This window comes from Shewanella morhuae, from assembly GCF_003028295.1.
GTDB classification, from domain to species: domain Bacteria; phylum Pseudomonadota; class Gammaproteobacteria; order Enterobacterales; family Shewanellaceae; genus Shewanella; species Shewanella morhuae.
In genome coordinates this window covers 697806-716732 of sequence record NZ_PYSG01000002.1, presented here as the reverse complement: position 1 = coordinate 716732, position 18927 = coordinate 697806, and the positions used below count along the sequence as shown (strand labels likewise).

Genomic DNA, 18927 nt, shown 5'->3' with positions numbered 1-18927 from the left:
TACACCCGAACTTTTTACTCAAGTAATAGCAACGTAGCGGCAATAAAAACGAGACCCAAGATGACTAGCCATACTCTAGATCAATTCAATAGCAATAATGAAAAACTCAGCCCTTGGCCGTGGCAAGTCAACGATGCAGCGCTGAGCTTTGATATCGACTCATTAGGTAAAAAACTCAAAGATTTAACCCAAGCCTGCTACTTAGTTAATCACAGCGAAAAAGGCTTAGGCATTGCGCAAACGGCCGAAGTGACCACCAGTGACAGCCAAGCGCCATTTGGCTCACACCCTGTTAGCGCCTTTGCCCCTGCCCTTGGCACCCAAAGTTTAGGTGACAGTAATTTTCGCCGCGTTCACGGCGTTAAATACGCTTACTACGCCGGCGCTATGGCTAACGGGATTGCTTCGGAAGAGCTGGTTATTGCGCTGGGTCAAGCGGGCATCTTATGCTCCTTTGGCGCAGCTGGGTTAATTCCATCGCGCGTTGAAGCAGCCATTACCCGTATTCAAGCGGCGCTGCCCAATGGCCCTTACGCCTTTAACTTAATTCACAGCCCAAGCGAGCCGGCATTAGAGCGCGGCAGTGTTGAGCTGTTTTTAAAACATAAAGTACGCACGGTCGAAGCCTCAGCATTTTTAGGCTTAACGCCGCAGATCGTCTATTACCGTGCAGCGGGCTTGAGCCGTGATGCGCACGGCGAGATTGTTATTGGTAATAAAGTCATCGCAAAAATCAGCCGCACTGAAGTCGCAACTAAGTTTATGGAGCCGGCGCCTGCCAAAATTCTGCAGCAATTAGTGAGTGACGGTCTTATCAGCCAAGATCAAATGGCGATGGCATTACTTGTGCCTATGGCAGACGACATCACCGCCGAAGCCGACTCAGGCGGTCATACCGACAATCGTCCATTGGTCACGCTATTGCCGACCATTTTGGCGCTTAAAGATGAAATCCAAGCTAAGTATCAATATAAAACGCCCATCCGTGTGGGTGCTGGCGGCGGCGTTGGTACACCCGATGCAGCATTAGCCACCTTCAACATGGGCGCGGCGTTTATCGTCACAGGTTCAATCAACCAAGCTTGCATTGAAGCGGGCGCGAGCGAACACACGCGTAAGTTACTCGCCACTACCGAAATGGCCGATGTCACTATGGCGCCAGCGGCGGATATGTTCGAAATGGGCGTGAAATTACAAGTGGTTAAGCGCGGGACCTTATTCCCGATGCGCGCCAATAAATTATACGAAATCTACACCCGTTACGATTCAATAGAAGCCATCCCTGCGGACGAGCGTAAAAAGCTTGAAGAGCAAGTGTTCCGCGCATCACTCGATGATATTTGGACAGGCACTGTCGCCCACTTTAATGAGCGCGATCCTAAGCAAATCGAGCGTGCGCTGGATAATCCAAAACGCAAAATGGCGCTGATTTTCCGTTGGTATTTAGGTTTATCGAGCCGCTGGTCAAATGTTGGTGAAATCGGCCGCGAGATGGATTACCAAATTTGGGCAGGCCCGGCGCTCGGTGCATTTAACGCGTGGGCTAAAGGCAGTTATTTAGATGACTATAAAGCCCGTAACGCGGTGGATTTAGCCAAACATTTAATGGTGGGCGCGGCGTATCAAGCGCGCATAAACCTATTGCAGTCCCAAGGTGCGAGTATTCCCGTGACACTACAGCGCTGGAAACCGCTGAATCGTTTTTAAGCGCTAGCAGTAAGCGTCTTTAAAGCCGATGCTTATCTGTGTCGGCTTTTTTAATGGGCTGTCTTTTAAAATAAATTGTGCATGATGCACTTTTTGGACATTTTACGACTGAAACTCTTACCGAAGATTAGGTAAAAATTGCCTACTACATCACTACCAGCGCTAATCTGCAGCAACACGTAAATATTAATAATAACTAAAAATCAAAAGCTTAATAGATATTTATAAAGTTGGCACTAAGATAGCAATATAACTATTACCATTAACCAGTAGCCATTAACCTTCAGATGATACCAAAGATCAGATGCAGGATTAATACAAGGGCAAGGAGGTTTATATGTTAGGTTGGACATTGATATTTCTAATTGTTGCACTGATTGCAGGTGTATTTGGATTTACCGGTATTGCGGGCGCCGCAGCGGGGATCGCAAAAATTATTTTCTTTTTGTTTATTGTATTACTGGTGATTTCATTGCTGATCAACGCCTTTAAAGGTAAAGGGCCGCGACTTTAATTTTAATTTTTTAGAAAGGAGATAGATATGAAACCATTTACCCTGATGAGCACCGCAGCACTAACCTTATTCCTCGCTTTAGGTTTATCAGCCTGTAGTGATAACAATGCCGAAAGTGCTGGTGAGAAAATTGATGACGCGATTACCGATACAGGTAATGCCATCGAAGATGCCTGTGAAGATATTAAAGAAGGCGTTAATGCTAAAGATAAAAAGTGCTAATAGCCGTTAAGTTTAGGGTGGCAATGGATAAATCCATTGCCACCCTTTTTGATCCACTTGAACTGCAATAATTTACCTACATAACGGATACCAATAACCTTGGAGGAGACCTATGCTAGCCAACATTCACATTAAGTATTTCTACTTTGCGGGTGCTGTGATATTGGCCAGCTTAGCGATTATAGGTAGCTCCCCCCTACTGACGTTTATATGTGCTTGGATAAGTTTGTCATTATTTTTAGTCGGATCAGCATACTGGTTTAATCTGGCGAACATTTTTAGAAAGCGTCAAGATGGCACAATTCCTTGGTATATTCGCTGGGGTTTTATTCCCTTTTTACTGGGTAGTCATTTCTATAACTACTGGGCCAGAAAATATGATTCTGTGCCATCAATACAAAAAATTGACGAGCAACTTTACCTCGGTAGCAGGTTAGTCCCTGCCGATCTTGCCAACATAAAAGCCAATGGGATCACAGCAATTCTTGATGTTACTGCTGAATTTGATGCGCTGGACTGGTCACAATTTGAAGATCATATCGAGTATTTAAATATTCCCATCCTCGACCATAGTGTGCCAACGAGTGCCCAGATCAATCAAGCGGTTAACTGGTTACATCGCCAAGTTAGAGCTCAAAAAAACGTGCTTATTCATTGTGCTATGGGCCGTGGCCGCTCAGTATTAGTTCTGGCAGCCTATCTGGTTTGCCAAGATAAACACCAAAGTTTCCCAAAGGTTTTGCAACGCATAAAACAAGCTCGAAAAACGGCGGGATTAAATAAATGGCAATTAAGAGCCGTTGAAAAAATGTACCACCAAAAACAAATTAACATTCATAAAGTGGTATGGATTATCGCTAACCCTGTCTCGGGTGGCGGAAAATGGCAAGAATATAACGAACAAATTCAAAGTGAGCTTAAGGCATATTTTGATGTTCATTTAGCGTTAACAACAGAGGATGTTTCAGCCAACACCCTCACCAAACAAGCCCGTGGTGCTGGCGCTGATATTATTATCGCCTGCGGAGGTGATGGCACTGTCACTGAGGTTGCCTCAGAAATTGTCGATACCGATATCGCATTGGGCATAATACCTTTAGGTACGACTAACGCCTTAAGTCACGCTCTATTTGGCTTAAGCAGTAAACTGATCCCAGTATCTCAAGCCTTGGATAACATTATCCAAGGCCATTACCAAGCCATAGATACCGCCCGCTGCAATGGACAGTTAGTGTTATTACTTGTGGGTATCGGCTTTGAGCAACAAATGATTGAATCAGCGAGCCGTGAGCGTAAAAATGCCCTAGGGCAACTCGCCTATCTCGATGGGTTATGGCGCGCGGTCAATGCCAATAATGCGCTGACTATCCAGCTGAGTTTAGATGATGCAGAGCCGCTAAATATCACCACCCATAGCCTTGTTGTTGCTAATGCGGCGCCCTTCACTAGCGTACTCGCGCAGGGGGATGGCGAGCCAAATATGACAGATGGCTTGCTTGATATTACCTGGTTAAATTCGGCGGATGACCCTAGTGATAAACTCTTGAGCCTGGCAGAGCTGATGATGGCCGGATGGATAAAAGAAGACCGTTCTGAGACACATAAAAAAGCAGCCATAACCGAGCAGTCTCAGCAAACTCGCAGCAGTAAAGTTAACCACGCCCATGCAAAAAAAGTGCGTATTAGCTGTCAACCAAAGTGTAAGTACGTGATTGATGGCGAACTATTTGAGCCAGACGACATATATATTGAAGTCCAGCCCACATCGCTTAAGGTTTTTATTCCCTATCAAGAACCAGCTATAGAAACTGAATCGTTTTTATAATGAATGTTTAAATCAATTAACTGACATAAAGCCAAGATCACCACTGGCGTAAAACATAAGTATTCAATATCTAATAATCTCGGAGTAATGGTGCTAAGCCACTCAATGTTAGGCTCTAAACACATCTCTATTAGCACTCAAAAACTGGGTTTATAACGATGTAATCGTAAGCGTAGATGGCGCCGCGACCTGCTCAAAAATGATGTCGCAGGCAGCCAAATACCCACTACTGTTTAAACCATGAAATATGACCACATTTAGCACAACTGACATGTGCTGCGCTCCGATTTGCCCAATCAAACTTAAAAAACGTAGCCAATGCCGTATTTAACTGAGCCCGGCCTAACCAAAATAAATCATGATGACACACCAGACAGCGAAATGGCCGGCCCAAAACGTCAACCGTTTGGGGCTCCTTTTTCTTAAAAAACATTATTTATTCCTCAATTAATACCCGATTACAACCCACATAGCGTCTTCGTAAATTTTATTAGACCAGTAAAACTCACATTCTTAACAGCCTAAATTTACCAGCTTGTTATCCGTTTTGGGATATCAGATGCGCCGCGAGAAAAATATGGATCAACTTTTTAAGCTAACAATTCCTTAAGCTAACTATTTAAGGCGGTAATGTTTAAGTAATAACTGTAATTTTTCGATTTTCACTACATAAAGTCATCAAAAAATTTCAGTTTAATGTGAGTGATGATAGCTATTCCACAGTGGGCTCATCTGACTCAACTTGCTGCTCATATTTGCTGAGTTTGTTATAAAGAGTTTTAACACTGATACCAAGTTGTTCTGCTGTATCGGTTTTATTACCCTGCGTTGTTTCCAGTGCCTGATAAATAGCAATCCTTTCTAAATCATCTAAACGCATTCCTTGGGGGATCACCACGTGTTCGACTTCAAGGCTATTTGTTTCGCTTGCGGTGGTTAATTGCAAATGACTAGGGAGAATCTCTTGATCCGCCAAAATATACGCCCGCTCAATGGCATGCTTTAACTCACGCACATTGCCACACCAAGGGTGAGCACTAATAAGTTGAATACTCGCGTCAGTGAAATATTTACTTTGTTTTTCCGCCACATTACGGTAAGCCAGAAAATGCCGTGCCAGCCCGATGATATCATCGCCACGCTCCCGTAGGGGAGGCACTCGAATAGGGAACTGAGCTAAGCGAAAGTATAAATCTTCTCGAAACAACCCTTCTTCTATCGCCGCAATAGGATCGCGGTTTGTAGCTGCTACAATACGCACATTGGCTAATTGCACTTTGGCGCCGCCCACAGGACGATATTCACTATTTTCAAGCACTCGCAGCAACTTGACTTGATGCTCAATGGGCATTTCAGTGACCTCATCAAGAAATAGCGTTCCTCCTTCTGCTTGCTCAAACACTCCTTTGTGATCACGGTTAGCACCGGTAAAAGCCCCTTTTACATGGCCAAACAACTCACTGTCCACTAATTCAGGGCTCAGAGCTCCGCAGTTAATAGCAATAAAAGGCGCATTTACCCGTGGACTGGCAAGATGAATCGTATTAGCGACCAGCTCTTTACCCGCACCACTTTCACCGATGATCAGCACATTACTATCCGTCACTGAAACTCGGCGAATGGTACGATACAATTTATGCATCGCGCCCGACGAGCCAACCAGTACACCGTATTGGTCTAATTCACTCGAAAAAGGTCGTGGACGATGAGCAGAAGTCGAGACTAAATACTGTGCAAACTCGGCTAAGGTATCGCTAATGAGTGCCATATCGTAGGGCTGACGAAAATGATAACCCGCACACTGGGACATTAATTTATCCAAATGCGGATTAGGCTGCCCATCAGATAAAAAGATAAACTCGATATGCGTCATCGCAGCACTTTCTATTAAGCTTAAATAATCTTCATGGCTAAGGCGGGGTAACTCAATAATTGCGACGTCAATTCGATTCGACTCAAGCTGTGCTAACCAAGACATATCATCAACACTGCGTAATTTATTGAACTCTTTTGCTCCTTCAAGTTGGATTAAGGCTTGCTCGGTACCGATGTCATGCAGATGATAAAAAAGTGTGGGTCGAGTCATGCGTGCTTCACTCCCTGTGTGTAGACAGCAACTGTATGTTAACCGTGAAATATTAACAATATGAGCGGTAATAGTTTCCTAGTCAGTGGCGTAAATTTAATAAGAATAAAAAATATCAGTCTAGAAATCAGCCTCTTAAAATATCACTAAAAATGAGAACAAAAAATGCATGGTAGCTGAACAACACTGAATTATTTACTAGCATGTTAGCTACACGCATTAAGGAGGCACATTATGAAGTCTAATGTTGTGCAACATCAGACCGATATCAACACAGACATCACATTAATTGATGAGGTGGTGGCATCTAGCCAGCATAGTCTGGCGTTTTACACTCAGGCGATAACGGCCATTGATGACTATAAGCTGAAACGCATTTTTTCAATGCAGATAAATATTTACCAGCGAATATTAGCCTTATTGACTTCACCACAACAGCATATGGTGTTATCAAGTACAGCACAGCAAACCTTGTCGGCGCGCGCGCGGCAAACACAAAAGCACGCGACTTACACTCAAGCACAAACCTTATTGCACCAAGAATATTTTTACGAAGGAGTCGCCCACTTGATTGATATTGAACAGGGCAGATTAACAGTGTTAAAACAAGCCGTTAAGCAAGCATATCAACCGCACACAGCCCAAAACCTTGCCGAAAGTGCCGCTTGGCTACAAAGTAGTTGTGATGAAATGACCTCTTTTTGCCGACGTTAACATTCGAGTTAGTCTTATCCCATACCGCACCCAAAGTGCGGTTTTTTATTGCTTAAACTTCATATTTTCACAAATCCCCCGCGGCTCAACACCAGCTCTGCAACAATTACATTGAGTCGGTAAAAAAGACCGGAAAGAACGGCTAAAAAAGTAAGTCATCATAATAAAAAACACAAAAAACCTTTAAAATCATTAAAATAAAAAACTGGCACGATTAAAGCATTATCTCCATTCGAGAAAACAACGGAGGATATTCTTATGAAAACCACAACAGTAGCAGCATCAGTAATCGCCACCTTACTTGTCGGTTCAATCAGCTTAAATGTCGCCGCTCAAGATTGGAAAGACGGAACTAAAGATGCATGGATCGATGGTAAAGCTGAAACCACTTTACTACTTAACACCAACCTGAATTCCTTTGACATCAATACCGATGTGAAAGACGGAAAGGTGACACTAACAGGTAAAGTAGAAAGTAGTGTCGATAAAGCACTTGCCACTGAACTGATTAAAAGTTTAGACGGTGTGAAAGATGTCGATAATCAACTCACAGTAATGAATGAGAAAGAAGGCACCAGTGAAGTTGTCGCCACTTTAACCGATTCTAAAGTTGCTACCGTCGTCAAGACTCGCTTATTATTTTCAACCGATGTCTCTGGCACCCAGATTGATGTTGATGTCGCCAATGGTGTTGTTACGTTAAAAGGTGAAGTTGCCAGCGATGCTGAGCGTCAATTAGCACTTAAAATCGCAGAGAATACCGACGATGTGAAAAAGGTCGTTGATAAGATTAAAGTGGTTAAAAAAGCCTCTTAGATCTCGCCAATACTCGCAATTTAAACTGTACGTTAATGTAGACTCTTTTTTAGAGCACCCCATAAAAAGAGTCATAAAAAACCAGCTTAAGCTGGTTTTTTATGACTGCTCCACAATCATTCAGAATAATTACCCCGCTCACCTTAAAATACTTTATCTCAAAATATACAAACACATACGATAAAAAGTGACGTGAGCAATAATCATGAAATTTACTCGTAGCTGTACTGTGCACTCAAGGTGAGCCAAGCACTAAGTTAGTGTATGCCAGTTTCGCTCACATTCACCTCTAAAGTTTTTACTATTTCAGGGCTGGCTGACATCGGTTGATTTGGCGCTCTGTCTCGATAGGTGACTAACAGTTTATAGGGCGCTTCGAAAGGATAGATAGGCTCAATACTGTCAATTTCAACTCTATCGCCAAGCATTACACTGCTTAAATGCTTGAGACTTTTGTATTCGTAATCGAGATTAAAGAATCCAAGATACCAAAATGCTCCCGAGCCTTGGGTCGTAACCATAAAAGGGGCAACAAAGGGCATAATTTGTACTTTGGGATCGTCTTGAATTGGAGCACTACTTTGAGTATCAGGCTCAAGGGCTGGATCAAAATTAAGTGGCGTAATACGCAAATAATCAAGTAATACCCGACCTTTTACCTCGCCATCTTGATAATCTCCTATAGCAAACTCGGTCTGATTAATCTTAATAAAATGAGTTAATTTAATAGACTTGCTATTTTCTGGCAGATTTACTTCAAAATGGTTAACCGTTTGTAGACTAAAGAGTTTTTGCATCACTTCCGATGCATTAGCAACCGACTCAACTTCAACAGGCGTTGCCGCTTCAATATCATTCGTTTGTGGTGCTATTTTTGGTAGGACCGTAGTGTCATCATTAGCCTCATTATTCGTTTTATCATCTAACATAATCTGCTCAGCTTCGAACGCATCATAAAGACCATCATTGGTTAGGTTAAAACGGTAAATACCCGCAGCGAGTATGGTCAATATTACTAGGGTTGCAGCTATCGTTAACTTTGAAAACATACTCATTTATTTCCCCCAACCACGTATTTTACGTGCTACGTTTTAGACACAAATAAACATCAAATCAATACTGCTGCAGTATTACAGATATCGGGCTAAAACGGAGTGGAGAAAAATCAAAAATATAAAATTTTTTAACTTTAGTCAGATTAAGTTCAGTTATTTAACCGCTTGTTCTAGTGCCTAACCTATCAAATTCAAATAACTATCCTGTATCACAAGATATTTTAGTGCGACTTTAGACTCACCCTAAATGACTAACAAATAAAAAAGATTAATTTATTACACCTTTCCTAGGTTGAATAAATTTTGCCTTAGCAGTCACACACGCGATATCAGCCACATAAAGTGAGGCTTCCAATTGGTACATTCCCATACGTTGGCTCACGATTCGGCCGACAATTTTAATGGCATCTCCCACCTTTATTGGCGCAACAAAACGCACAGTCATTTCAGCAGTTAATGCTTTTATGCCCTGCATAAACAAACAATGGGTCATGGCAGCATCCACTAAAGAGCTTGCTACGCCACCATGTAATAGGCTGTTATAACCCTGAAGCTGGCGACTGACTTTGTGATAACCCACGACTTGATCTTTACCATCGGCAAAAAACTTACACTGCAAAGACAAAGAGTTTTGAGCTGCATCACCACAGACAACGCATTGACTGTGGCTTTGTTTACAATCTTGATAACGGTTCACGCTGCACCTTTTTATTAATCAATATGGATGGGTTTTGAATGCCAACTTAAATACGGTTCTTAGCTAAAAATGCGCATTAACCATTTGATAAGTTTTATAGCCACCACTGAGGTTGCGCACCTTAAAGCCATGTTGTACCAACATCCGATAAGCGATATGTCCTCGCAAACCCACTTGGCAAAATACGAGCAATTCTTTGTCTTTAGGGAGTTCGTTGAGTCTGTCTCTCAGTGCTGGCAGCGGAATATTAATTGCACCTGCAATAGCACTAACAGGCGTTAATTCGCTTGGATTACGCACATCAACAATAACTTGTTCAGCCGTTAAGTTGTTTAGATCTTGAGAATGACAAATGGCTTCATCACCAAGTAATACGTTAGCGGCTACCATTCCGGCTTGATTCACCGCATCACGCGCAGAACCAAAAGGCGGCGCATAGGTGAGTTCAAGATCGGCTAAATCATAAATAGTTAAACCTGCGCGCTGCGCCACAGCTAACACATCAATACGTTTATTTACACCATCAAGCCCTGCTGCCTGAGCCCCTAAAATGCGGCCATTATCAGGACAAAACAACAGCTTTAAGGTAATTGGATGCGCTCCAGGGTAATAACTGGCATGGCTAGCGGTGTGTACATAAATCTTTTCATACGGGATAGCTTGCCTTAGCAAACTCTTTTCATTTAACCCAGTTGAGGCGATGGCTATATCAAACAATTTACAGATGGCAGCGCCTTGGGTAGCACGATATTACTTATTGCCACCCAGCATATTATCCGCGGCTAATCGTCCTTGCTGCTGCAGATGCACCACCAGCAACACCACCTACAATAACGATTTTAACCATGATCTTCTCCAATGAAATTAACAAATAAGGTTATGGCTATTGGCCAGATTTGCTCTCAAGTTTTTTCTTACAATCAAAACAGTGACCATAAATATTAAGGCTGTGATGATCGATAACCACACCGTGGCGCTCTGCAGCTAGCCATAAACGTAGGTCAATCAATGGATCGGAAAACTCTATTAACTTGCCACAGGTTAAGCAAATTAAATGATCATGACGCGGTTTTCCGCTGAGCTCATAAACCGCACTTTCAGACTCAAATAGTCGCCTTATCACTAAGCCTGCTTGCTCAAAATGCGTCATAATGCGATACACAGTATTTAAGCCCATAGCCTCACCCTGTGCATTTAACCCTTTGTAAATATTTTCTACGGTTAAATGTTGCTTATCGACCTGAGTTAAAAACTTAAGCAACTTACATCTTTGAGTGGTTACTTTGAGGCCGGAATCTTTCAATACTGCTTGCATTACACTTACCTAAACACGTCAATACGCGCTACCAGTGTTTAATACTCAGCTGATATGGTTTGTCATCAGCGCTTTACCGTTGATTAAACTATCAACCACCTTATACCTAGCCCCTTTGACTAAATTCGCCAACGTTTGACGGGATACGCCCATAGACTTAGCCGCTTCTTGTTGCTGCATTCCAAGCAAATCAACTAGGCGCATAGCTTCAATTTCGTCCTCGGCCAGCGGCACTTGTTCTAACTGAATCATCGGAATGCCATTAGGCTTAAAACAGATATTGGCTCTTTGGCCACAAATAGTTCGGGGGATTTTTGGTCTGACCATGTTACACCTCGTTTATAGCATATGCTATTTATATTCAGTTTACTTCTTACATGCAACCTTTATCACAGAACGAGGGAAATGATGACAATATGCTAAGCCATGAAACCACGATGTCATCGTTTGTATTTGAGTTTTTCAGTAATGACTAAACTCAGGCTATAATCCCCACAAGCAAAGTAAATGCCGATGGCAGTATTGCTAGCAGTCCAAATTAGTACCACTTTATTGACTTAATCATTAAGGATTTTTTAGCCCATGACAACAGCTTCCACTAGCCCTTTTGCTGTGTTGAATCAAACCACTGCGACCTCATTCAATGAGCAAAAAAACCTGATTAAACGGGTATTTAAGGGTAAACCAGTACAATGTCCTAGCTGTAAACAAACACTAAAAGTGATATTGCCTGAGCAGGCAAAAATAGAACAAGCGGCAGGCATTTACTGTGCTAAAGGCTGCACTGATATCGAACTTGATATGGAAGCCGTTGCAGGACTGTAACTATCCTCCTAGTTCGACTTCATTTAAAATACGATCAAACACTTAACCATTGCCATTTAAGCAAAAGCTCAGCGCTGGCTTGTGCGCCACGGCTCAGCGTGACATTAAATACACTATTAGCTGGAATACTCCCTACACCTTTTGGGGTGCCTGTCATCACAATATCGCCTTCATCGAGACTGATAAACGCTTGCAGCTCGGACAATATGGTCTGAGGTTTGTAGATCATTAAATCGATATGTCCCTCTTGAACCAAGTTATCGTTGATACTCAAGGTAAAATGCAGCGGTGCCTCGGCATCATCAATCGCCACAAAGGGGCTAAATAATGCGGCACCATCAAAGGCCTTTGCCCGTTCCCAAGGTAATCCCTTAGCTTTTAACTGGTTTTGCAAATCACGCTTGGTGAGATCTAAACCAATCGCTACGCTACTAAAATGGCCATCTTGAAACATAAAACACAGTTCGGTTTCATAGTGCAGAGTTTCACCTTGATGCTCGGCAAGTAACACGGTCGAAATAGCCGAGTTTGGCTTTAAAAACACCACCATATCGTCGGGCATTTCATTGCCTAATTCATGGATATGATCCACATAGTTGCGCCCAATACAGATAATTTTTGTTGGTACTACGGCGTTCTCACCTAACACGACTGATTTCATCTTTTATCCTCACGCTGTCTAATCAAGCATATTCATTCAAAAATTCATCGAGTTGTTCGTTGGCAATTTCAATTTCGTCACCTTCAAACTGAGCAATATGGAACATACCCTCACCTTCATTGGTGACGGGAATATTGCTGATCCCAATAATAATGCCATCGGTAGGCGCGCGAATAGCCACACTATCACCACCATGTGGGCTGACAATATGGGCGATAATATAGCCTTTAGTGACACGTTGACCGAGCTTGAGCTTCATATTCACTAAACCGTCAGATTCACTCCGCACCCAATAACTGCGGATAGCACTAACACTTGCGCTTTTATTACTTACACGTCCCTTTTGCATACCTAAACTGCGCATCACGTTAAGCACACCTTTTAGGCCTGACTTTATTGATAACTCACTAAAACGCAGCGCTTCGCCGGCCTCGTACAAAATACAAGGGATGCCTTGTTGATTCGCATAGCCGCGCATAGAGACACTGCGTGCTTTGGAGTGCATGATCAACGGTGCACCAAAGGCATTTGCCATAGCGAGCATCGTCTCGTTATTGGTATCACAGCGAATCTGTGGCAAGTTATCTCGATGGATGGCACCGGTGTGTAAATCAATCACATGGGTAGCATGGACTAACAGTTGAGTCGCAAATAAATTCGCTAAACGGCTAGCTAGCGCTCCTTTACTCGAACCAGGGAAGCAGCGATTAAGATCGCGTCTATCGGGTAAATAACGGGATTGTTGAATAAAACCAAACACATTGACTATCGGCACCACAATTAACGTGCCTGTTAAGTTTTTGGGATTTACTCTGGCTAATAAACGACGACAAATTTCAATGCCATTAAGCTCATCCCCATGAATGGCAGCACAAACTAGCAAAGTTGGGCCGGGTTTAGCCCCGTGAAACACTTCCACATGGATATCAAGTTGTGTATCGGTGTACAGCTTAGCGGCGGCCAGCTTGATCCCCAGTTGAGTCCCTGCTGTGACTCGTTTACCCGCTAACTCGAATGCTTCACGTCTTTTTACCATGGCAACTCCCTTGTTCTATTGAATGTTGTCCCGCGCGGCTAATTTACATTGGCCAATAACGCTCGGCTATCGTTTATCGCTTAATTTCTAACACTAGAAACTAAAACTAAATGATCACGTAAAGTCTAAACGATTTATTGCGGCTCAAATTGATTCAGCCAAGATTTTAAAATTTGCAACAACATAGGTCTATCTTCAACGCTCACGCCCGCTAACAACGCACTCTGACATTGAATGTGCTGCGGCAATGCCTTATCGATAAGCGCCTTACCTTCAGCAGTTAACGAGACATGTACGCCGCGGCGATCTTCCTTACTGTGCGCCCGTTCAATCAGCCCTTTATTTTCGAGTCTGTCTAAACGGCTCGTCATAGCACCAGAACTTAACATCATGCTCTGATAAAGCTGTGAAGGCGAGAGTGTAAACGGCTCACCCGAGCGCCTTAGGGTGGCAAGTACATCGAACTCGCCTTGTCCCAAACCAAATTCAGCATGGCATTGCAGTAGTATTACTTCGATATGTTTCGTTAAACGCGCGATACGGCCAAGCGCCTCCATAGGGATCAAATCCGCTATAACGCCTTGCTGTTGCCACTGCTTAACGATTTGGTCAAGACCATCTTGTTGATTGGTTATTGTTGGATCCGTTATTGAGGGGCTGGTTTTAGCCATCTGAATATTTGTTGCCATAGGTTTTGCCACCATAGGTTTATCTCTACGCAAAGATTCTTTACATAGTAGACATTTTCACGCAAAATTAAAATAGCTTCATATAAAGATACACTTTAAAGAGATTATTTCGTGCTACTGCTTTTTTTAACCATAAAACTCATCATTGTCGATAAAAATCTAGACTGTGCAACTACATACGTATTACAACACCATGCACACCAATTGACTTTTGGTAAGCTTATATCCGTTTTCATTGGAGAAACCCATGCCATCAACCCAGTCTGAGAAAGCGAATTTATTGCTACTCGGCTTCGCTTTTATCCTTATTGGCCTCAATTTGCGCCCCATTCTTGCGTCTGTGGGTCCACTGTTACCGACAATACAACAGAATATTACATTAAGTTTTACCTTAGCTTCTATGCTGACATTATTGCCTGTTTTAGCGATGGGATTAGGCTGCTTTGTCGGTTTTAGCATTGTTAAACGCTTAGGCTTTAATTTGGTGATGACCAGTTCGATTTCTCTGCTCGTTATTGCTACAGCAATGCGATTTTGGGCAATTGACGCCTCTTGGTTGATTAGTTCAGCATTACTGGCTGGGGTCGGTATTGCGCTGATTCAAACGATTATGCCAACCATGATTAAACAAAATTTCGGTGAGCGAGCACCGGTAATGATGGGCTTGTATGTTACAGCGATCATGGCTGGTGCGGCGTTATCTGCCAGTAGTGTTTCTTATATCAGTATCAATTATGGATGGCGAGCAGGTTTAGGTCATTGGACTTGGTTAGCGGTTATAGCATTAGCACTGTGGCTAATGGTTAAACGCCTTACAATACAACAAAATAACACAGTGCTTCCTCTTGCTGAATATCGTTTTTGGCGTTTTTCTCGTAGCTGGGTGTTAGCGATATTTTTTGCTTTAGGTACCAGTTGTTATGTTTGCGCACTGGCTTGGCTTGCCCCTTATGCCACCGAACTGGGTTATAGCCAAACTCAATCAGGTTTAGTGCTCGGTTTTTTGACCAGTATGCAAGTGGTTGCTGGATTAGTGTTTCCTTGGTGGGCACATAAATCAACCGATAGACGCACTATTATCGCGCTACTTTGCCTATTACAGCTGATTGGTTTTATAGGGCTTGCGCTTGCTCCATCCGTCTCATTGTTTTTATGGGCTGGACTGACTGGATTAGGCATTGGCGGAATTTTTCCACTGGGCTTAATTGTGACTATGGATCATCAACAAAATCCGATGTTAGCGGGTAAATTAACCGCTTTTGTGCAAGGAGTGGGTTATACCATTGCAGCCATATCACCTTGGATTGCGGGGATGATCCGCGATCATTTTCATCGTTTTGATAGCGCTTGGCTATTGCTTGCCGGATTAAGCATTATAGCGTGGTTGCTGTCGCGACAATTTAATCCATTGAGTTATGCACGCCAATACCCGCAATGATGTTCAATTATCTTCTATAAAATGATGCTAATAACATAAAAAAACCGCCTAATTAAAACAAATTAGGCGGTTTTTATCGTATTGATTATTGATAAATAGTATTAATTAGCGCGAAGCCGTTAAGACTTTTTAACAAAACACGTCAGGATCACGATGCGAGTACCGTTAACACGGCCTTCGATATGTTCTGGGTTGTTGGTCAACGCAATGTTACGCACAGCTGTGCCGCGCTTAGCCACAAAGCTAGTACCTTTCACGTTTAAATCTTTGATAATCACTACCGTATCGCCAGCGTTGATTACGGCACCATTACTGTCTAAGGTTGGAGTAGTGTCGTCACCTGCGGCGGCAACTTCAGCATCGCCCCACGCTTTGACATCATCTTCAAGATACAGCATATCCAGTAAATCTTGCGCCCAACCTTCGCCATTTAAGCGCTTAAGCATACGATATGACATCACTTGAACTGCTGGTACTGGGCTCCACATGCTGTCGTTCAGACAACGCCAGTGGTTCATGTCCATAGTATCCGCTACCGCAATTTGGCCACTGCAGGTTTCACAAATCATGATCTCATTTTCATGGCCATCTGAAGCCGGCAGATCATAAATAGAGAGTTCAAGCTCGCTACCACACAGTTCACACTTGCCGCCACAGCGACTTAGCAATTCATTTTCAGTCATTTTTCTGTTCTATATGCCTAGTAAAACGCGGATTATGCCATAAACCGGCTTTTTTCGGCAGGGGGCTGAGACAATATAACCCTATTTTTTATAAGTTTTATAAACTATTCCCACACTACCTTGTTAATTAATCTTTAAAATTCATAGGCTAAACTCAAGCGAATATCGCGCCCCGCAGCAGGGATCCCATCGGAGAGAAACGGCACCACTTGCAGATTGGTGAGGTTTTTCACCATCAAACGCACACTCAATCCCTTTAAACTGGCTTGAGGTTCATAGGCGAGGTACAGGTTCTGCAAGAAGTAATTTTCGCTCGGCGATTCGGCATTAAAGATATCGTCATGGGGAACATTGGTTTGCGCATCATACCAAGCGCCCTGCCAAGCCACTGAAATATCATCAGTAACATACATGCCTAAACGCAGACGAATATCGAGCGGTGCTATGTTAGCTAAATACTCGTCGTCATCTTGGCTATCTCTAAGTGAGCCATTGTGTTGTCCTTGCAGCCATGAAACCGCCAGATCACTGAACATGTTTTGATAGCGATATTGGGCCTCAAAATCGGCACCGTAAATATGGTAACCATCAAGATTAGTATAACCACTTTGAATTAACTGGGTTTTATCAGACTTAGCCCCACGGCGCTGGGCGATATCATCGCGGCCTTGGTTGGCAAACAGAGTCAGCTGTGTCGACAATGCATCATCATTGGCAAGCAGATGCTGGTGCTGCGTCATTAGGCCTAACTTAAAAGCGTGTAAGCGTTCGACATCGATATCGCGACTCGTGCCGGTTATGCTGGCTTTTGCATATTGCACGGCGTAAATCTCATCCACCACAGGGGCTTGCAGACTATAGGCGTAATCAAAGTTTAACCGAGCGTAGTTTGTCAGCTGGTAATCTATGCCTAATCTTGGTGAGAACCCCGAGTGATGAGTCGAGCTATAATCGTGGCCTGCGATGATATCGTTATAATCTGGCGCAATATTTGGCCGACCTATGCTGTAAATAAAATCATATCGTAGCGAGGGAGTGACAGTTAAGTCATTGGTGAGATGAATCGCATCGCGAACATACACGGCATAGGTATCTTGGCGACCTTCGGGTTGATAATAAGGTGTGTACCAGCCAAAGTTTTTCTCGGGATTCTTCTCATAGCTCTTGTTAAACACAAGCGAAGTGCGGTCGAGACTGCGGTACTGTAATCCAGTGGTGATTTCGTGATCGCCAATCAAACTTAAGTTATTGATATCAAAATAATCACGTTTGTAATCCAGCCAAGATTCGTGGCCGAAATTGCCTACGGAAACCGTCATTTTTTCCCACGCGATATCGGGTCTTACCCAGTGGCGCGCATTCGCCGAATGGGAGATCACCACTTGGGTATCGATCAGCTGATTGCTTGGCGAATAACGATAATTGGCAGACCAAGTGTTGTCTTCATAGGTGTTGTAGGCGGTAGTGGCATACAGCGCCTGCTCGTAGGAACCATACTTTTTGATGTTGTAGTCTGAGATGGCAGGCATGGGGCCACGGCGATTAGCCCAAGGTTTGCGGCCTTCATCAAGATAATGGGTCACACTCAAGGCAAGTTGGTGATCGCCCTGCTCATAATCAATCTTGCCTAGATAGTTATCTTGCTCATAGCCCGAATATTCAAACTCATCGCCATTGGCTAAAGTCACATCTCCCGCATCACGGCGTGTAAGGTGCAACAACCCCGATAAATGTGGATTGACCCTGCCATAGACAGTCCCCGTATAACCCATAGCGTCATTATTGCTGGCGTAGCTGGTTTTGACTCGAGCGCCAACCGCTTGATCGTATTTGAGAAAGTCATCGGCCGATTTAGTGACTACATACATGGCGCCACCAAAAGCACCATTACCCGAGCGCACATCATGAGCACCTTTAATCACTTCCACTCGTTTAATGAGGTCAGGATCGAGAAAAAATGAGCCATAGCGATACTGCTCAAATCCCACTGGGGCATTATCTACATAAACGTTAAAATCTTCAGTCTCGCCAAAACCCCAGATATTTATCCGCTCACCGCCGCTGCGAGTGCCACCATCGATATGCGCCCCAGCCATATCATCAATCACTTCGGCAAAGGTCGTTGCCTGCATCTCCTCGATTTGTTCCATGGAAATAATTGCTTCACCGGGTTTAGCGACTGTGATGGCCCTACGATATTGCTGCCCATGAACCTGCAGGATTTCAATCGGCTCAACCTTAGGCTCGCCCAATACCTCAACTGCGTACAACGGTATTGAGGGTAACAAACATAATCCCATAAGCGACAGATTTCTATTCACTTTCCATTTTCCAAACTTAGGCAGGCAACCCATTCAACGTATTCCTATTAGCAAGCTAATCTAAAAATAGGCCGGCATTATAGGCATCAACCAATAAAATGAGAATAGTTCTCACTTGGGTTTACATGTAAATAACTGGCTGGTTGAAAACAAGGTAGAAGTGGCGCAATCCAAAAAATTTAAGTGAAGATCTTGCCGAAGAATGGCAGTATTAGTGCCATATTTGATAGCCTTTCATCCTCTTAAGAGTGCACGGTCTTGCTGTACGAGTGAATATACAGCAGGTTTTCCTCACGTTCGCCCTGCTTGCATCCAGGCTGTTT

Annotated in this window: 18 protein-coding genes and 1 pseudogene; 8 read left to right on the top strand and 11 right to left on the bottom strand. The window is 43.4% G+C overall.

Features of this window, described 5'->3' with window-relative positions; translation table 11 throughout:
• Positions 1–60 precede the first annotated feature (60 nt).
• The 4 genes from pfaD to C9I43_RS03645 all read left to right on the top strand — a co-directional run bounded on the left by pfaD (position 61) and on the right by C9I43_RS03645 (position 4268).
• Positions 61–1707 carry an eicosapentaenoate synthase subunit PfaD gene (gene pfaD, locus C9I43_RS03660; protein ID WP_107882183.1) on the top strand — a complete coding sequence of 549 codons (1647 nt, stop codon included), beginning with the start codon at positions 61–63 and terminating at the stop codon, positions 1705–1707.
• A 337-nt stretch (positions 1708–2044) separates the two neighbouring features.
• Positions 2045–2221, top strand: a complete 177-nt coding sequence (locus C9I43_RS03655; RefSeq protein ID WP_076496813.1) for a DUF1328 domain-containing protein — start codon at positions 2045–2047, stop codon at positions 2219–2221.
• Positions 2222–2248: 27 nt separating this feature from the next.
• Complete coding sequence (locus C9I43_RS03650) at positions 2249–2443, top strand: hypothetical protein (protein ID WP_076496814.1); 195 nt, start codon at positions 2249–2251, stop codon at positions 2441–2443.
• A gap of 112 nt (positions 2444–2555) precedes the next feature.
• Positions 2556–4268 (top strand): diacylglycerol kinase family protein, encoded by a 1713-nt coding sequence (locus tag C9I43_RS03645; RefSeq protein WP_107882181.1) that lies wholly within the window; start codon positions 2556–2558, stop codon positions 4266–4268.
• Positions 4269–4980: 712 nt separating this feature from the next.
• On the opposite strand, the gene C9I43_RS03635 is transcribed toward C9I43_RS03645, so the two are convergent.
• Complete coding sequence (locus tag C9I43_RS03635; RefSeq protein ID WP_107882179.1) at positions 4981–6354, bottom strand: sigma-54 interaction domain-containing protein; 1374 nt, start codon at positions 6352–6354, stop codon at positions 4981–4983.
• A gap of 234 nt (positions 6355–6588) precedes the next feature.
• Here C9I43_RS03635 and C9I43_RS03630 point away from each other — a divergent pair, with 234 nt between their 5' ends.
• Positions 6589–7068 (top strand): glutamyl-tRNA reductase, encoded by a 480-nt coding sequence (locus tag C9I43_RS03630; RefSeq protein ID WP_107882177.1) that lies wholly within the window; start codon positions 6589–6591, stop codon positions 7066–7068.
• Positions 7069–7326: 258 nt separating this feature from the next.
• On the top strand, positions 7327–7884 hold the full coding sequence (locus tag C9I43_RS03625; RefSeq protein ID WP_076496819.1) for a BON domain-containing protein: 558 nt from the start codon (positions 7327–7329) through the stop codon (positions 7882–7884).
• 257 nt (positions 7885–8141) lie between these two features.
• On the opposite strand, the gene C9I43_RS03620 is transcribed toward C9I43_RS03625, so the two are convergent.
• From C9I43_RS03620 to C9I43_RS03600, 5 genes and pseudogenes are all read right to left on the bottom strand, one after another.
• Entirely contained in the window at positions 8142–8939 is a 798-nt protein-coding gene (locus C9I43_RS03620) for a hypothetical protein (RefSeq protein ID WP_107882175.1), read from the bottom strand.
• A 268-nt stretch (positions 8940–9207) separates the two neighbouring features.
• Positions 9208–9636 carry a PaaI family thioesterase gene (locus C9I43_RS03615; RefSeq protein ID WP_107882173.1) on the bottom strand — a complete coding sequence of 143 codons (429 nt, stop codon included), beginning with the start codon at positions 9634–9636 and terminating at the stop codon, positions 9208–9210.
• Positions 9637–9699: 63 nt separating this feature from the next.
• Positions 9700–10434 (bottom strand): annotated as a pseudogene (locus C9I43_RS03610) (rhodanese-like domain-containing protein); the annotation flags it as partial.
• An 85-nt stretch (positions 10435–10519) separates the two neighbouring features.
• On the bottom strand, positions 10520–10951 hold the full coding sequence (locus C9I43_RS03605) for a transcriptional repressor (RefSeq protein WP_076496822.1): 432 nt from the start codon (positions 10949–10951) through the stop codon (positions 10520–10522).
• Positions 10952–10996: 45 nt separating this feature from the next.
• On the bottom strand, positions 10997–11278 hold the full coding sequence (locus C9I43_RS03600; RefSeq protein WP_107882171.1) for a DUF134 domain-containing protein: 282 nt from the start codon (positions 11276–11278) through the stop codon (positions 10997–10999).
• A gap of 255 nt (positions 11279–11533) precedes the next feature.
• On the opposite strand from C9I43_RS03600, the gene C9I43_RS03595 reads away from it, so the two are divergent.
• On the top strand, positions 11534–11776 hold the full coding sequence (locus C9I43_RS03595) for a hypothetical protein (RefSeq protein ID WP_107882169.1): 243 nt from the start codon (positions 11534–11536) through the stop codon (positions 11774–11776).
• 34 nt (positions 11777–11810) lie between these two features.
• Here the strand turns inward: C9I43_RS03595 and C9I43_RS03590 are convergent, their stop codons facing one another.
• From C9I43_RS03590 to C9I43_RS03580, 3 genes are all read right to left on the bottom strand, one after another.
• Positions 11811–12437 carry a fumarylacetoacetate hydrolase family protein gene (locus C9I43_RS03590; protein WP_107882167.1) on the bottom strand — a complete coding sequence of 209 codons (627 nt, stop codon included), beginning with the start codon at positions 12435–12437 and terminating at the stop codon, positions 11811–11813.
• Between the two features lie 22 nt (positions 12438–12459).
• Complete coding sequence (locus tag C9I43_RS03585) at positions 12460–13473, bottom strand: succinylglutamate desuccinylase/aspartoacylase family protein (RefSeq protein WP_076496827.1); 1014 nt, start codon at positions 13471–13473, stop codon at positions 12460–12462.
• Positions 13474–13607: 134 nt separating this feature from the next.
• Complete coding sequence (locus C9I43_RS03580; protein ID WP_076497069.1) at positions 13608–14144, bottom strand: MarR family winged helix-turn-helix transcriptional regulator; 537 nt, start codon at positions 14142–14144, stop codon at positions 13608–13610.
• Positions 14145–14409: 265 nt separating this feature from the next.
• Between C9I43_RS03580 and C9I43_RS03575 the strand changes: the two genes are divergently transcribed.
• Positions 14410–15600 carry an MFS transporter gene (locus C9I43_RS03575; protein ID WP_107882165.1) on the top strand — a complete coding sequence of 397 codons (1191 nt, stop codon included), beginning with the start codon at positions 14410–14412 and terminating at the stop codon, positions 15598–15600.
• Between the two features lie 119 nt (positions 15601–15719).
• Here the strand turns inward: C9I43_RS03575 and C9I43_RS03570 are convergent, their stop codons facing one another.
• Positions 15720–16283 (bottom strand): PhnA domain-containing protein, encoded by a 564-nt coding sequence (locus C9I43_RS03570; protein WP_076496829.1) that lies wholly within the window; start codon positions 16281–16283, stop codon positions 15720–15722.
• 134 nt (positions 16284–16417) lie between these two features.
• A complete protein-coding gene (locus tag C9I43_RS03565; RefSeq protein ID WP_107882163.1) occupies positions 16418–18637 on the bottom strand; it encodes a TonB-dependent receptor domain-containing protein in 2220 nt (739 codons plus the stop codon).
• Positions 18638–18927: the final 290 nt, after the last annotated feature.

Excerpts from the sequence above, each read along its gene's own strand:
- pfaD (WP_107882183.1), top strand. The coding sequence starts at position 61 with ATGACTAGCCATACTCTAGATCAATTCAATAGCAATAATGAAAAACTC.
- C9I43_RS03655 (WP_076496813.1), top strand. The coding sequence starts at position 2,045 with ATGTTAGGTTGGACATTGATATTTCTAATTGTTGCACTGATTGCAGGT.
- C9I43_RS03650 (WP_076496814.1), top strand. The coding sequence starts at position 2,249 with ATGAAACCATTTACCCTGATGAGCACCGCAGCACTAACCTTATTCCTC.
- C9I43_RS03645 (WP_107882181.1), top strand. The coding sequence starts at position 2,556 with ATGCTAGCCAACATTCACATTAAGTATTTCTACTTTGCGGGTGCTGTG.
- C9I43_RS03635 (WP_107882179.1), bottom strand. The coding sequence starts at position 6,354 with ATGACTCGACCCACACTTTTTTATCATCTGCATGACATCGGTACCGAG.
- C9I43_RS03630 (WP_107882177.1), top strand. The coding sequence starts at position 6,589 with ATGAAGTCTAATGTTGTGCAACATCAGACCGATATCAACACAGACATC.
- C9I43_RS03625 (WP_076496819.1), top strand. The coding sequence starts at position 7,327 with ATGAAAACCACAACAGTAGCAGCATCAGTAATCGCCACCTTACTTGTC.
- C9I43_RS03620 (WP_107882175.1), bottom strand. The coding sequence starts at position 8,939 with ATGAGTATGTTTTCAAAGTTAACGATAGCTGCAACCCTAGTAATATTG.
- C9I43_RS03605 (WP_076496822.1), bottom strand. The coding sequence starts at position 10,951 with ATGCAAGCAGTATTGAAAGATTCCGGCCTCAAAGTAACCACTCAAAGA.
- C9I43_RS03600 (WP_107882171.1), bottom strand. The coding sequence starts at position 11,278 with ATGGTCAGACCAAAAATCCCCCGAACTATTTGTGGCCAAAGAGCCAAT.
- C9I43_RS03595 (WP_107882169.1), top strand. The coding sequence starts at position 11,534 with ATGACAACAGCTTCCACTAGCCCTTTTGCTGTGTTGAATCAAACCACT.
- C9I43_RS03590 (WP_107882167.1), bottom strand. The coding sequence starts at position 12,437 with ATGAAATCAGTCGTGTTAGGTGAGAACGCCGTAGTACCAACAAAAATT.
- C9I43_RS03585 (WP_076496827.1), bottom strand. The coding sequence starts at position 13,473 with ATGGTAAAAAGACGTGAAGCATTCGAGTTAGCGGGTAAACGAGTCACA.
- C9I43_RS03580 (WP_076497069.1), bottom strand. The coding sequence starts at position 14,144 with ATGGCTAAAACCAGCCCCTCAATAACGGATCCAACAATAACCAATCAA.
- C9I43_RS03575 (WP_107882165.1), top strand. The coding sequence starts at position 14,410 with ATGCCATCAACCCAGTCTGAGAAAGCGAATTTATTGCTACTCGGCTTC.
- C9I43_RS03570 (WP_076496829.1), bottom strand. The coding sequence starts at position 16,283 with ATGACTGAAAATGAATTGCTAAGTCGCTGTGGCGGCAAGTGTGAACTG.
- C9I43_RS03565 (WP_107882163.1), bottom strand. The coding sequence starts at position 18,637 with ATGGGTTGCCTGCCTAAGTTTGGAAAATGGAAAGTGAATAGAAATCTG.